Raw genomic sequence first — 14896 nt, 5'->3', positions numbered from 1 at the left:
CCCGTCCACCCTGACCCGGCTCCGGCCGGATCGCCGAGCACGCACGCCGACGGCGGCGCACCCACCCGGGTGCGCCGCCGTCGGCGTCTCGTCAGGTGATCAGCGGAGGGCACCGCGCACGACAGGGCGGCGCCGGCCAGGGCGGACCACTGGCCGGGGGAACTGGAGAGCCGCCTGTCGGAATCGAACCGACGACCTTCTCATTACGAGTGAGATGCTCTACCGACTGAGCTAAGGCGGCGGGCGTGCGACGGAGAGCTTACGGCACCGGTGCGCCGGCGCCGCGCAGCCCCCGGTGGGTCAGGCCGGCAGCCGCAGGGCCACGGTCAGCGCCTCCACGGCGATCTGCGGCTTGACGTTCTGCTCCAGCGCGGTGCGGGCGGCCAGCACCGCGTCGATGCGCCGCAGCGCGCCGTCCGCCCCGATCCGCCGGGCCAGCTCGACCGCGTCCGCGCGCCGGTCCGGGTGGGCCAGCGGCACCCCCGCCTCCGCTCCCCCGGCCGAGCTGATCACCAGCGCGTCCCGGTACAGGGCGGCGAGGTCGACCAGCGCGCGGTCCAGCGAGTCGCGGCCGAGCCGGGTCGCGCGGGACTTCTGCCGCTTCTCCAGCTCCTTGAGCTGACCGGCTCCGCGGCTGGCCGCGGCCACCCCCGGTCCGCGGGCGCCGACGCCGAGGCTCGCCTTGACCGCGTCGGTCTCGACGGCGTCGACCTCGGCGGTGGTCCGGTCGGACTCCTCCTTGGCGGCGGCCACCAGGTCGTCGGCGGCGTTGAGACAGGCGGCCAGCGAGACCAGCGACAGCGGGATGTCCAGCACCGCCTTGCGGGCCAGCCGGGCCGACTCGTCCTGGGCCAGGTGCCGGGCCCGGCCCACGTGCCCGCCGGCGGCAGCTGCCGACCACGCGGCCAGCGCCGGGTCGACACCGTCGCGCCGGGTGAGCACCTCGGCGACTGCCTCGATCCGGGGGGTGCGCAGCGCCACGACCCGGCAGCGCGAGCGGATGGTGACCGGCACGTCATCGGGGTGCAGCGACGGCGCGCAGAGCAGGAACACCGTGCGCGGCGGCGGCTCCTCGAGCATCTTGAGCACCGTGTTCGACGCCTGCTCGGTCATCCGGTCGGCGTCCTCGACGACGACCACCTGCCACCGCCCCCCGGACGGCGCACGGCCGGCGGTGCGCACGATCTGGCGCACCTCGGCGACGCCGATGGACAGGCCCTCCGGCACCACGCGGTGGACGTCGGCGTGGCTGCCGGCCAGCACGGTCCGGCACTCGTGGCAGGTGCCGTCGCCGCCGTGGGGGCACTGGAGCGCGGCGGCGAACGCACGGGCGGCCACCGAGCGCCCCGACCCGGGCGGCCCGGTGAACAGCCAGGCGTGGGTCATCGCCGTCGGCGAGGCGATGGCGGCCTGCAGCTCGGCGACGACGGCGGGCTGGCCGACGACGTCGGCCCAGACCCCGGCGGGTGGGGCGGCGGTGGTCACGGATCCACTCTCGCTCAGGGGTGCAACTGGGGGGTGGACCCGGTCTGCACGCCGTGCTCGCTCCCCCGGCGACCCCGCGGCGTGGGGAGCTTGGCCGGCTGCTGGAGCGGCAGACCCTCCAGCAGGACGCTGACCCGCCGGCGGATCGCGGCGGCCAGTTCGTCGGGCGACTGCCGGGCGTCGAGCACCAGGTAGCGGTCCGGCTCGGCCTCGGCCAGTGCCACGAACGTCTGGCGGACCCGCTGGTGGAACTCCAGCGACTCCGACTCCATCCGGTCGGCGGCGGCGCGGCCGCGGGCGCGGGCCAGCCCGACCTCCGGCGGGAGGTCGAGCAGCACCGTGAGGTCGGGCTGCAGGCCCTGGGTGGCCCAGCGGGAGATCGAGCGGACGTCGTCCATGGGGATGGTCCGGCCCGCGCCCTGGTAGGCCAGCGAGCTGTCGACGAACCGGTCGGTGATGACCACCTCCCCGGCGTCGAGCGCGGGTCGCAGCACGTCGTGCACGTGCTGCGCCCGGTCGGCGGCGTAGAGCAACGCCTCCGACCGCGGGGAGAGCCCGGAGCTGGCCGGGTCGAGCAGGATGGCGCGGATCCGCCCGCCGGAGGGCGTCCCGCCCGGCTCGAGGGTCGTGCGGGCGCCCAGGCCCTCCTCGGTCAGCCACTCGTGCAGGCGGCGGACCTGCGTGGACTTTCCCGCCCCCTCGCCGCCCTCGAAGGCGATGAGCACGCCACCCCCGGCCAGCCGGCGGCGGGCGGTGGTGTCCCGGCGCAGCGCGGTGAGCACGTCGGCGATCAGGGGCACCGGTCGCCCGTCGTCCATCTGCCGGTAGGCGACCAGGCCCACCCCGACCGCGAGGACCCCGGCGACGAACAGCATCAGCCGCTCACCGGTGACCGTGAAGGCCACGGGCCCCAGCTCGACCGTGAACCGGGCGATCACGCCGACGCCGAACGGGGCGACGGCCAACGAGAGGATCAGCGCCGCGCGGACCAGTGACTGCACCAGGGCGAAGGTGCGCCCACGGAGCTCGTCCTCGACCTCGGTGCCCAGCAGGGTGAAGCCCGCCAGGTAGGCGATGCCGGCGAAGAAGCCCATCAGCAGCACCATCACCAGCGCGAGCCAGAGCGTGAACGTCCAGGCGAGCAGCCCGACGGCGGCGCCGGCGCAGACGATCGCGACGCCGAAGAGCCGCTCCCGGGACAGATCGCGGGCGACGCCCGGCCCCACGGCGATGCCCAGGCCGAGGCCGACGAAGACCGCGCCGAAGAGGAGTGCGTAGGCGGCGGCCCCGGCCCCCATGGACATGACGAACGCCTGTGCGGTCGCGATGACCACGCCGGCGGCGACGAACGCCCCGGTGATCCCGATGACGAGACCACGGACCAGCGGGGTGTGCCCGGCGAAGGAGAACCCCTTCACCAGCGACCTGAGGAAACCGTCCCCGGTGACCTTGGTGCCCTCGGCCCGCCGGCCGCTGATCGAGGGCAGGTTCCAGATGACGACCGCGGCGACCAGGAAGGTCAGCGCGTTGAGGTACAGCGCCAAGTCGGCCTCGTCGACCGCGGGGACGAGTTCACCGAGCCCGCCGGCAGCGGTGAGCACGGCGAAGACCCCGGCGGCCAGCACCGGCGTGAGGCCGTAGGTGGTGACCAGGGAGAGCTGGTTGGCCGCCTCCAACTGGTCCTTCCGCACCATGTTGGGCACGGCGGCGTCCTTGGCCGGGATCCAGAACAGGCTGACGGCCTCGATGAGGAACTGGGCGATGAACAGCCACAGCAGGTCGCCGACCAGCGGGATCGAGGCGAAGAGCCCGAACCGGACGACGTCGGTGATCACCATCGTCTTGCGCCGGTCGAACCGGTCGGCGAAGGCGCCGGCCAGCGGGCCGAGCACGATCGCCGGCAGCAGCCGGAAGATCAGCACACCGCCGAGGGCGAAGTTCGCCGCGTAGCCGTCGACCAGCGAGTACGCGGTGAAGGTGATGGCCAGCAGCCCCAGCCAGTCCCCGAAGCTGGACAGCGCGGTGGACAGCCAGAGCTTGCGGAAGTCGCGCACCCGCAGCACGGCCCGGATCCGGGAGGCGATGCCGACACCGCCGTCCAGTGCGTCGCCGTCCGGACCGGCTCCGTCGTCGCTGCCGGTGGCCTCGGCCGCGGCGTCGGCGGCGGGCTCGGTCCCGGACGGCGCGTGCTCGGCGCGCCAGGGGCGCTCGGGCAGCCCGGCCAGCGGCACTCCGGCCCCCTCGGGCGTCGGGGTGCCCGCGGGTGACAGCCCATCGGCGGGCACGCCGCGCGGCTCGTCAGCGACCGGCGCGCCGTCGACCACCCCGCCGGACCCGGTGCCGGGCACGTCGGCGGGACCGGCGTCCGGCCGGTGGTCTGCTGACGGGCCGTGCGGGGACGGCCCGTCCGGGTCGGAGCTGATCAGGACCCCCGGGGGTGAGTGGTGTCGGGTGGCCGCAGGCCACGGCGGCGGGGTCACCGTACCGGTCGGGGGTGACGGAACGGCCAGCTTCCGCGGTGGGGTGGGCGGGGCCGGGCCGGGCTCAGCGGAGGCCGAGCCGGTGGGCCCGGGTCGTGTACGGCAGCTGGAGGACCTCCTGGCCACGCGTGTCGGGGTGCTCGGCGAGCAGGCGCCGCACCCGGCCGAGGAGCTCCGCCCGACGAGGGGCGTCCATGGTGGCCGCGTAGCTGCGGGTGCCGATCCCGACCACCACCTGCTCCGGGGTCACCTCCTGGACGGTGCCGGAGTCGGCGGTCGCGACCTCGGCCGGCAGCGCGGCGGCGAACCGGTCGACGACCGTCTGGTCGGCCTCGTGGTCGCGCGCCTCGTCGGCGAGCAGTTGCTCGAGCGCGGCCACCCACGGCACCCGCTCGTCGCGGGTGTTCCAGACGAAGCCGACCACGCCTCCCGGGCGCAGCACCCGGCGCAGCTCGGCCGCCGCCGGCCCGACGTCGAACCAGTGCGCGGCCTGGCCGGCGACCACCGCGTCGACGTCGCCGTCGGGCAGCGGGATCGCCTCGGCCCCGCCGACCGCCGCCGGGACGTGCGGCAGCCGGGCCCGCAGCTGGTCGAGCATCGGCTCGGACGGGTCGACCGCGACGACGTCGTGCCCGGCGGCAAGCAGGACGTCGGTGAGCAGGCCGGTGCCGGCGCCCAGGTCGAGCACCCGCAGCGGCTCCACCCCTCGGGGTGCCGGCCCCAGCAGGAAGGCGACCGCGTCGGCCGGGTAGGACGGGCGCAGCGCGGCGTACTCGGCGGCGACCGCGCCGAACGACGTCCGGCGCCGGTCCCAGCCCTCCACCGCGCGCCCCCGCCTCAGCTGCTCGCGGAGACCGGCTCGGCGACGTCGGCGGCCGCCGGGGCGGCCTTCTTCGTCGTCGTCTTCTTCGCCGTCGCCTTCTTCGCGGTCGCCTTCTTCGCCGGCGCCTTCTTGGCCGCGGTCTTCTTCGCCGCCTTCTTCTTCACCGGCGCCCGCTCACGGCGGTCGGCCAGCAGCTCCGCGGCCCGCTCGAGGGTGATGGTCTCCACCTCGTCGCCCTTGCGCAGGCTGGCGTTGACCTCGCCGTCGGTGACGTAGGGCCCGAAGCGGCCCTCGCGCACGGTGACCTGCCCCTGGCTGACCGGGTCGGGGCCGAGCTCCTTGAGCGGGGCCTTCGCCGCGGCGCGGCCGCGCTGCTTGGGCTGGGCGAAGATCGCCAGCGCCTCGTCGAGGGTGATGGTGAAGAGCGCGTCCTCGCTCTCCAGCGACCGGGAGTCGGTGCCCTTCTTGATGTAGGGCCCGTACCGGCCGTTGAGCGCCTGGATGTCCTCACCGTCGGGCGCGGCACCGAGCGTGCGCGGCAGGGTGAGCAGCCGCAGGGCCTGCTCGAGGGTGACCGTCTCCGGCGACATCGTCTTGAACAGGCTCGCGGTGCGCGGCTGCTCCTTGCTGCCCTCGGGCACCAGCGTGGTGACGTAGGGCCCGTACCGGCCGGCCTTCACCGCGACCGGGAAGCCGGACTCCGGGTCGGTGCCCAGCTCGCGGTCCGACGACGGCGCGTTGAGCAGCTCGAGGACCTTCTCGCTGGTCAGCTCGTCGGGCGCGATCTCCTCGGGGATGCTGACCCGGGCGCCCTCCTCGCCGCCGGCCTGCAGGTAGGGCCCGTACCGGCCGACCCGCACGACCACCGGCTCCCCCTGCGGCCCGGTGGCCCGCAGCGGGATGGAGTTCACGCCGCGGGCGTCGATCTCCTCCAGCCGCTGGCCGATCACGGACTTGAGACCACCGGACGCCCCGATGCCCCCGGCGTGCCCGCCCTCGCCGCCGAAGTAGAACTCGGTCAGCCAGTCGACCCGGCCCAGCCGGCCGGCGGCGATCTCGTCGAGCTCGTCCTCCAGCAGGGCGGTGAAGTCGTAGTCGACCAGCTGGCCGAAGTGCTGCTCGAGGAGGTTCACCACGGCGAAGGCGATGAAGGACGGGACCAGCGCGGAGCCCTTCTTCCACACGTAGCCGCGGTCCTGGATGGTCTGCATGATCGACGCGTAGGTCGACGGCCGGCCGATCCGGAGCTCCTGGAGCCGGGCGGTGAGGCTCGGCTCGGTGTAGCGCGCCGGCGGGCTGGTGGTGTGCCCCTTGGGGTCCAGCTCGCGGGTGTCCAGCCGCTGGCCCTGCTCCACGCGGGGCAGCCGGCGCTCGCTGTCGTCGGCCTCGTCGTCGTTCCCGGAGCCCTCGTCCTTGCCCTCGACGTAGGCGCGCAGGAAGCCGGGGAAGGTGATGGTCCGGCCGGAGGCGGTGAACTCGACCGCCTCCCCGGTGCTCGAGCTGCCGGCGAGCCGGATGCTCAGCGTCTTGCCCACGGCGTTGGCCATCTGCGAGGCGATGGTCCGCTGCCAGATCAGCTCGTAGAGCCGGAACTCGTCGCGGGCCAGCTGCCCGGCCAGCTGGCCGGGGGTGCGGAAGGAGTCGCCGGCGGGGCGGATCGCCTCGTGCGCCTCCTGGGCGCCCTTGTCCTTCGTGGCGTAGCGGCGCGGCTCGGCCGGCACGTAGGCGTCGCCGTAGAGCTCGGCGGCCTGCCGGCGGGCGGCGCTGATCGCCTCGTTGGAGAGGTTGGTCGAGTCGGTCCGCATGTAGGTGATGTGGCCGTTCTCGTACAGCCGCTGGGCCACCCGCATGACCTGGGCCGACGACCAGCCGAACTTGCGGCCGGCCTCCATCTGCAGGCTGGAGGTGATGAAGGGCGCGTAGGGCTTGCGGGTGTAGTCCCGCTCGTCGACCCGGCTGACCGTCACCGCGCGGCCCTCGAGCCGGGCCGCCAGGCCGCGGGCCCCGGCCTCGTCGAGGTGGACGACGTTGCTGGTGACGGTGCCGGTGTCGGCGTCGAAGTCCTTGCCGGTGGCGACCCGGCTGTCGTCGACGGTCACCAGCCGGGCGCGCAGGGTCGTCGGCTCACCCGCGTCGGCGCCGGCCCGCTTGTCGGCGACCTCGAAGACGCCGTCCAGGCTCCAGTAGTCCGCGGCGGTGAAGCGCATCCGGGCGCGTTCGCGCTCGACCACGATCCGGGTGGCCACCGACTGCACCCGGCCGGCCGACAGCTTGGGGAGCACCTTCTTCCACAGCACCGGGGAGACCTCGTAGCCGTAGAGCCGGTCGAGGATCCGGCGGGTCTCCTGGGCGTCGACCAGGGCGGTGTCGAGCTCGCGGGGGTTGGCCACCGCGCGGGCGATCGCCTCCCGGGTGATCTCGTGGAAGACCATCCGGCGGATGGGCACGTTCGGCTTGAGGGTGTCGATCAGGTGCCAGGCGATGGCCTCGCCCTCGCGGTCCTCGTCGGTGGCGAGGTAGATCTCGCTGGCTTCCTTCACCAGCTGCTTGAGCCGGGTGACCTGCTGCTTGCGGTCGGGGCTGACCACGTAGAGCGGGGAGAAGCCGTGGTCGACGTCGACGCCCAGCCGCGCCCAGGACTCGCCCTTGTGCGCGGCGGGCACGTCGGCTGCGTTGCGCGGCAGGTCGCGGATGTGCCCGACGCTGGCCTCCACGACGTAGTCGCCACCGAGGTAACCCGCGATCTTGTTCGCCTTGGTGGGCGACTCCACGATGACCAGCGGCCGGGATCCGGCGGCGGCGGCACGCTTGCGCGGCGCACGGGCACCGGTGCTGGTGGCGGACTTGGTCGTCTTGGAGGGCGGCACGGGACTCCTGTCAGGGTGCTGGTGCAGGCGCCGGGCTCGGGCCCGGCGCACACGGGGCAGACGGAGCTGCACCCGTTCGGCAGGCGCCACGGTAGGCCACCGCTCGGACACCGGGCCCGGCGGCGAGCCGATCCGGGCGCGCCGTTGCCCCGTCAACGGCCGGCGGACGCTGCGGTTCCCCGGGCCCGGGAACCGCTTCCGCCGGACCGCAGCACCGGTCACCGGACCGGTCCGACACCGGCCACGACGGCACCGATGGCGGCGAGCGTGGGCCGGTCGGGGTCGTAGTACTCGGTGTGTCCCTGGCCTGGATCGGTGGGCAGCGGGACGTCGCCGAAGCCCAGGTCGGCCGGGCTGGGGCCGTAGTACCCGCTGGTGCTGATCGGGTCGGCCGCCGTCCAGGCCCCGTAGACCTCCCCCGCCTCCAACCGGGAGGCCCGGCCGGCACCCGTGCCGGGGCTGCCCAGCAGGACGACGGCGTCGGCGGCGAGCCGGCCCGGAGCACGCGCGGCCTGCCCGGTGACCAGGCTGCCGTAGCTGTGGCCCACCACCGTGGTGCGGGCCGCCGGTGTCACTCCCGGGACGCCGCGGGCCGCGGCCAGCCCGTCCAGCGCCCGGTCGAGCACTCGACCGGCGTGCACGGCGGTGACCGGCTGGAGGGCACCGAGCAGCCCCGGGGTGCGGTAGCCCAGCCAGGCGACCGCGGCCACCGCCAGCCCGGGCGCGGCCGCGGTCGCGGCGGCCACCACGTCGGCGGCGTCGCCGGTCAGGCCCGCGAGGTCGTCGGCGACCGTGGTGAGGATGCCGGGCACGAGGACGGCGATCGCCTCGGCGGCGTCGAGGTCGCCGACCGACAGCGCCGCCAGCCCCTGCCCGGGGTCGAACACCAGCAGCTGCACCGGGCGGTCGCCCCCGGCGGCCAGCTGACCGGCGACCGCGGTGGCGGTCTCGCGCGCCTCCCCGGGCGGCAGCTCGGCGAGCGCCGCCTGCAGCCGCAGCCGGTTCGCCCGGTCGCGGGCCCACCCCGGCAGCCCGTCGAGCGCGCCGACGGCGTCCGGGTGCTCGACGATGACGTCCAGCTGCTGCGGTGCGCTCAACGCGGCCCACCAGTCCGCGACGGCGACCGGACCGGCCCGGGGATCCGGCGGGACCACGTGCCGTCCCGCCGGGTCCAGCCGGGGCAGCAGGTCGGCGAAGGTGACCGGCCCGGCAGCCGGCGCCAGGTCGCCCAGCTCCTCGCCCGCCGAGACGGCGGCGACCAGTGCCCGCGCACCCGCGGCCCGGGCCTCCGCGGCGAGGCCGGTGGCGAGCGCGGCGGCGGCCTCCGCGGCGGTCCGGCGGGCAGCGAGCTCCGCAGCCTGGTCCGGGGCCATGGCCGGGTGCGGCTGCGGGGGCAGCCCGGTGACCCGGCCCGCGTCGTCGAGCTGGAGCCCGGCCGAGTCGGCGACCGCGAGCGCGCGGGCGGCGTGCTCGGCGGCGTCGGTCGCGGCGTCGACCAGCCGGCGCAGGGCACCGAGGGCCGCGTCGACCCGGGAGCCGACGCCGGTGGCCACCCCCGACAGCTCGAGCAGCGCGCCGGCGGCCGCCGTCCCCGCCTCGCCCGACCAGCACTCGGCGCTGTCGAGCCGGCGCCCCAGGGCGTCCAGCCGCACGCGCCAGGGCGTCAGCCGGTCGACCACCAGCGCGAGGGTGCCGACGCAGCCGCGCAGCTGCGGCACGTCCCAGCCGGCCAGCTGCGCCAGGCCCGGTGCGCTCACCGCGGCGTCCGCGGACCGCGGGGCGGGTCGAGGGCGGCCAGCTGCCCGGCCAGCCCGGCGTCGGCCGCCCGGTAGGCGCTCAGCGCCGCGTCGAGCACCGCGGCAACCGCCGCCGTCCGGTCGGCGAGCGCGCCGGTCAGCTCTGCGCACCGGCCGCCGGCACCCGCCGCGGCGACCCCGACCGGCCCGGGCAGCGCGCTGCCCAGCGACGAGCCGGTGGCGCGGCTCAGGTCGGCGTCGTCCGCGAGCTCCCGGCCCAGCGCGGCCAGCTCGACGCGGAGCTGCCCGAGCGCCGCCAGCTGGACGGAGACCAGTCCGGACACGCAGCCCTCCCTCGCTCGTGCGGCCCCCGGGTGGGGCCGGCGAGACGATGCTGGGCGGCGGCGGGGCCGCCGCGTGCGCCGTCGTCCACACCGACCGGCGTCGTCCACAGCGGCGCCGGGTCAGGCGGGTGCGCGATCGGGGTGCGGGATCAGGGGGCGCTGGCGCTCAGCGTGGGCGCGGCGGTGTCGCTCTCCCCGCCGACGACGACGGAGCGGCGCTTGCTGACCACCACGGCGGCGACGATGACCAGGGTGGCGCCCAGCGCGATGGACACCCGCACGGTGGTGTTCTGGTCCTCCCCGACCGAGAGGGCGACGACCGCGGGGGCGATCAGCAGGGCCACCAGGTTCATCACCTTGATCAGCGGGTTGATCGCCGGCCCGGCGGTGTCCTTGAACGGGTCGCCGACGGTGTCACCGATGACCGTGGCCGCGTGCGCCGGGCTGCCCTTCCCGCCGTGGGCGCCGTCCTCCACCATCTTCTTGGCGTTGTCCCACGCGCCGCCGGAGTTGGCCAGGAAGACGGCCATCAGCGTGCCGGTGGCGATCGCGCCGACCAGGTAGGCGGCCAGCGGGCCGAACCCGAGGCCGAAGCCGACGGCGACCGGCGCGAGCACCGCGAGCAGCCCGGGGGTGGTCAGCTCGCGCAGCGAGTCGCGGGTGCAGATGTCGACCACGCGGCCGTAGTCCGGGCGCTCGGTGCCGGCCATGATCCCGGGATGGGTGCGGAACTGCTCGCGCACCTCGAACACCACCCGCCCGGCCGCGCGGGAGACGGCGTTGATCGCCAGTCCGGAGAAGAGGAAGACAACGGCGGCGCCGATGACCGCCCCGACGACGTTGTTCGGCGAGACCAGGGTGAAGGCGTCCCCCAGCGCGGCGCCGGCGTCGTCCAGCGCATCACCGATGCTCGCGTTGTAGGAGCCGAACAGCGCGGTGGCGGCCAGCACCGCGGTGGCGATCGCGATCCCCTTGGTGATGGCCTTGGTGGTGTTGCCCACGGCGTCGAGGTCGGTGAGCACCTGGGCACCGTCGTCGTCGATGTCGCCGGACATCTCGGCGATGCCCTGTGCGTTGTCGCTGACCGGCCCGAAGGTGTCCATCGAGACGATGACGCCGGCGGTGGTGAGCAGCCCGCAGCCGGCCAGCGCGACGGCGTAGAGCGCGGCCGCCCCGCCGATGAGGAACGCCCCGTAGACCGCCGCGCCGATCAGCAGCGCCGCGTAGACCGCCGACTCCAGGCCGAGGGAGATGCCGGAGAGGATGACGGTGGCCGGGCCGGTCAGCGAGCTGCGGCCGACGTCCTTCACCGGGCGCCGGGAGGTCTCGGTGAAGTACCCGGTGAGCTGCTGGATCGCGGCGGCCAGCACGATCCCGACCAGCACCGACAGGAAGCCGAGCACCTGCGGGCTGACCGGTACGTCCAGCCCGCCGGACAGCGCCGGCAGCACCGTGAACGAGGCGACCGCCACCAGCGCGAGCGAGACGGCCGCGGAGGTGAAGAACCCGCGGTTGACCGGCGCCATCCAGGACCGGTCGCCGCCGCGGGGGTTGCTGGCCAGGATGCCGACCATGGAGGCGACCACCCCGATCGCGGCGACCACCAGCGGGAAGACCATCCCGACGGGGCCGAGGAAGACCTGGCCGAGGATGAGCGCGGCGACCAGCGTGACCGCGTAGGACTCGAACAGGTCCGCGGCCATGCCCGCGCAGTCACCGACGTTGTCGCCCACGTTGTCCGCGATGGTGGCGGCGTTGCGCGGGTCGTCCTCGGGGATGCCGGCCTCCACCTTGCCGACCAGGTCGGCGCCGACGTCGGCGGCCTTGGTGAAGATGCCGCCACCGACGCGCATGAACATGGCCAGCAGCGCGCCACCGAAGCCGAAGCCCTCGAGCACCACCGGGGCGGTCTCCTGGAACAGCAGCAGCGCCAGCGCCGCACCGAACAGGCCCAGCCCCACGGTGATCATCCCGACGACGCCGCCGGTGCGGTAGGCGATCCGGAACGCGGGACGGTGCCCGCCGGCGGCGGCGGCCGCGGCGACCCGCACGTTGCCCCGGGTCGCCAGGGTCATGCCGATGAAGCCGACGCTGGCCGAGAAGCCGGCGCCCACCAGGAAGAACACCGCCCGGCCCACCCGGGTGCCCAGCCCGCCGTCGGTGACCGGCAGCAGCAGCAACAGCAGGAAGACGATGACGGCGAAGACCGCCAGCGTGCGGAACTGGCGACGCAGGAAGGCCCCCGCCCCCTCCTGGATCGCCGCGGCGATCTCCTGCATCGACGCCGTGCCCTGGTCGGCGGCGAGCACCGCGCGGACCAGCCAGGCGGCGAAGCCCAGCGCGGCGAGGGAGACGAGGAGCACGACCGCCACCAGGGCGAGGTCTCCTCCGGACAGGTCGGCGTCGGGCATCGGGGCCTCCGCGGCAGGGTGGGCGCGCACCGTCCGGCCACCCCGGGCTGGCGCCCGGCGGGTCCCGGCGTGGGACGCACTGTGCCGTAGCCGGGTCTCTTCCGCCACCACTTCTGTGATCTGCTGCACACTCCGCGCTGTCCGACCCGGTCGGCGCGGAGGCGGGTTGCGCGCCGGTGTGACAGTGGGAGGCGTGACCTCGCTCCACCCCGCCCGGCCCGTCGTGGACGCCGGCGCCGAACCCCGGGCGCTGCCCGGTGACGAGCTGCTGGAGTCGCTGCTGGCCGGCACGGCGGAGGACGAGGACCCGGTCACCCACGTGCACCGGCTCGCCGCCCGTCCCAGCCGGGTGGCGGCGTGGCCGGACTGGGTGGGCGCGGAGCTGCGCGACCGGCTGACCGCCCGCGGGGTCGTCGCGCCCTTCAGCCACCAGGTGGCCGCCGCCGAGCTGGCCCGCGGCGGCGCGCACGTCGTCGTCGCGACCGGGACCGCCTCGGGCAAGTCGCTGGCCTACCAGCTGCCGGCGCTCACCGCGCTGGCCGAGGACGACCGGGCCTGCGTGCTCTACCTCGCCCCCACGAAGGCGCTGGCCCGCGACCAGCTGGCCTCGGTGGCGGCGCTGGCCGGCCCCTCGGTGCGCCCGACCGCCTACGACGGCGACACCCCGGCCGAGGAGCGGGAGTGGGTGCGGCGGCACTCGCGGTGGATCGTCACCAACCCGGACATGCTGCACCGCGGGATCCTGCCGGCACACCAGAAGTGGTCCAGCACGCTGCGCCGCGTCGCCTACGTCGTCATCGACGAGTGCCACGCCTACCGCGGCGTCTTCGGCTCGCACGTCGGGCACGTGCTGCGCCGGCTGCGGCGGGTCTGCCGCCGCTACGGCGCGGAGCCGGTGTTCGTGCTGGCCTCGGCGACCGTGGCCGACCCCGCCGCGGCCGCCACCCGGCTGGTCGGCGCCGAGGTGACGGCGGTGACCGAGGACGGCTCCCCCCGGCCGGGCGCCACGTTCGCGTTGTGGGAGCCGCCGCTGACCGAGCGGACCGGCGAGCACGGCGCACCGCTGCGCCGGTCGGCGGCCGCGGACGCCGCGGGCCTGCTCGCCGACCTGGTCCAGCGGGACGCCCGGACGCTGGCCTTCGTCCGCTCGCGGCGCGGCGCGGAGAACGTGGCCGAGCAGGCCCGGGCGATCCTGCGCTCGCGCGGGCGGTCGGACCTGGCCGCCAAGGTCGACTCCTACCGCGGCGGCTACCTGCCCGAGGAGCGGCGGGAGCTGGAGCGGGCGCTGTCCACCGGCCAGCTGCTCGGCGTCGCGACCACGAACGCGCTGGAGCTGGGCATCGACATCGCCGGCCTGGACGCGGTCGTGCTGGCCGGCTACCCGGGCACCCTGGCGTCGATGTGGCAGCAGGCCGGCCGGGCCGGGCGGGCGCAGCGGGAGTCGCTGGTCGTCTTCGTCGCCCGCGACGACCCGCTGGACCACTACCTGGCCCACCACCCGCGGGCGGTGTTCGGGCGGCCGGTCGAGGCGACCGTCACCGACCCCGCCAACCCCTACGTGCTCGGCCCGCAGCTGTGCTGCGCGGCGGCCGAGCTGCCGCTGCGCCCCGAGGAGCTGGCCGACTTCGGCGGCCCGGTGGCCGAGGCGCAGGTCGCCGAGCTGGTCGCCGCCGGGCAGCTGCGGGCCCGCCCGACCGGCTGGTACTGGGCCGGGCGGGGGCGGCCCGACGTCGACATCCGGGGCAGCGGCGCGGCGCCGGTGTCGATCATCGAGCGGGACACCGGGCGGCTGCTGGGCACCGTCGACGGCGACGCCTCGCACGCCACGGTGCACACCGGCGCGCTGTACGTGCACCGCGGGGACACCTTCGTGGTCGACGAGTTCGACGACGAGGACGCCTGCGCGGTCGTGCACGCGGAGAGCCCGGAGTGGACGACGGTCGCCCGGGACACCGTGGACCTGTCGATCGTCTCGATCGAGCGCACCCGGCGGCTGGGCGCGGTGACCGCGCACACCGGCGTGGTCGACGTGACCAACCAGGTGGTGGCCTACCAGCGCCGGCGGCTGGGCACCGGCGAGGTGCTGGCGGAGTTCCCGCTCGACCTGCCGCCCCGGCAGCTGCGCACCCGGGCCGTCTGGCTGACCCTGGACGAACGGGCCGTGGGCCGCGCCGACGTCGACGACGCCGCGCTGCCCGGCTCGCTGCACGCCGCCGAGCACGCCTCGATCGGCATCCTGCCGCTGCTGGCCACCTGCGACCGCTGGGACCTCGGCGGCATCTCCACCGCGCTGCACCCGGACACCGGCGCGGCCACGATCGTCGTCTACGACGGCCACCCCGGCGGGGCCGGTTTCGCCGAGCGCGGCTACGCGGTGCTGCGGGAGTGGCTGCAGGCCACCCGGGCCACGGTGGCCAGCTGCGAGTGCGAGTCCGGCTGCCCCTCGTGCGTGCAGTCGCCCAAGTGCGGCAACGGCAACGACCCGCTGGACAAGCGGGGCGCGGTCCGCGTGCTCGACGTGGTCCTCGACGAGCTCGCCGCCGCCCCGGAGCTGCCCGCCGAGGACGTGGCGGTCACCCGGCCGCCGGCCCCCTTCGCCACCACCGTCACCCAGGAGACCGCCGAGCCGGCCGACGACGCCCGGCAGGCGCCCGACCCCGACGACCTCGTCTTCTGAGCCCTCGCCTCCTGATCCCTCGCCTCCTGATCCCTCGCCTCCTGATCCCTCGCCTCCTGATCCGGGCGGCTCC

Annotated in this window: 8 protein-coding genes and 1 tRNA gene; 1 reads left to right on the top strand and 8 read right to left on the bottom strand. The window is 75.7% G+C overall.

Going from position 1 to position 14896, the window contains the following annotated elements:
- Positions 1–168 precede the first annotated feature (168 nt).
- From JD78_RS20615 to JD78_RS20580, 8 genes are all read right to left on the bottom strand, one after another.
- Positions 169–241: transfer RNA gene (locus JD78_RS20615), tRNA-Thr, on the bottom strand.
- A gap of 59 nt (positions 242–300) precedes the next feature.
- Positions 301–1485: a DNA polymerase III subunit delta' gene (locus JD78_RS20610; protein WP_153361322.1), complete on the bottom strand. Its 1185-nt coding sequence runs from the start codon at positions 1483–1485 to the stop codon at positions 301–303.
- Positions 1486–1499: 14 nt separating this feature from the next.
- Positions 1500–3833 (bottom strand): dTMP kinase, encoded by a 2334-nt coding sequence (tmk, locus tag JD78_RS20605; protein WP_153361323.1) that lies wholly within the window; start codon positions 3831–3833, stop codon positions 1500–1502.
- A gap of 196 nt (positions 3834–4029) precedes the next feature.
- On the bottom strand, positions 4030–4788 hold the full coding sequence (locus JD78_RS20600) for a class I SAM-dependent methyltransferase (protein WP_153361324.1): 759 nt from the start codon (positions 4786–4788) through the stop codon (positions 4030–4032).
- 14 nt (positions 4789–4802) lie between these two features.
- Entirely contained in the window at positions 4803–7655 is a 2853-nt protein-coding gene (gene topA / locus JD78_RS20595) for a type I DNA topoisomerase (protein ID WP_153361325.1), read from the bottom strand.
- A 218-nt stretch (positions 7656–7873) separates the two neighbouring features.
- Positions 7874–9412, bottom strand: coding sequence for an alpha/beta hydrolase (locus JD78_RS20590; RefSeq protein ID WP_153361326.1), 1539 nt, complete (start codon positions 9410–9412; stop codon positions 7874–7876).
- The gene (locus JD78_RS20585) at positions 9409–9735 is read right to left on the bottom strand and encodes a hypothetical protein (protein WP_166521363.1); all 327 of its coding nucleotides are present in this window, start codon (positions 9733–9735) and stop codon (positions 9409–9411) included. The genes JD78_RS20590 and JD78_RS20585 overlap by 4 nt, the downstream gene beginning before the upstream one ends.
- A 149-nt stretch (positions 9736–9884) precedes the next feature.
- Complete coding sequence (locus JD78_RS20580) at positions 9885–12146, bottom strand: sodium-translocating pyrophosphatase (RefSeq protein ID WP_153361327.1); 2262 nt, start codon at positions 12144–12146, stop codon at positions 9885–9887.
- A 193-nt stretch (positions 12147–12339) separates the two neighbouring features.
- Between JD78_RS20580 and JD78_RS20575 the strand changes: the two genes are divergently transcribed.
- Complete coding sequence (locus tag JD78_RS20575; protein ID WP_208104169.1) at positions 12340–14823, top strand: DEAD/DEAH box helicase; 2484 nt, start codon at positions 12340–12342, stop codon at positions 14821–14823.
- The last annotated feature ends 73 nt before the right edge of the window (positions 14824–14896 follow it).

The sequence above is a fragment of the Modestobacter roseus genome, from assembly GCF_007994135.1.
In the GTDB taxonomy this organism is placed as follows: domain Bacteria; phylum Actinomycetota; class Actinomycetes; order Mycobacteriales; family Geodermatophilaceae; genus Modestobacter; species Modestobacter roseus.
This window is presented reverse-complemented; position numbering and strand designations above follow the sequence as displayed.

Bases quoted from the DNA above. Each gene is read 5' to 3' on its own strand.
- JD78_RS20580 (WP_153361327.1), bottom strand. From the start codon at position 12,146: ATGCCCGACGCCGACCTGTCCGGAGGAGACCTCGCCCTGGTGGCGGTC.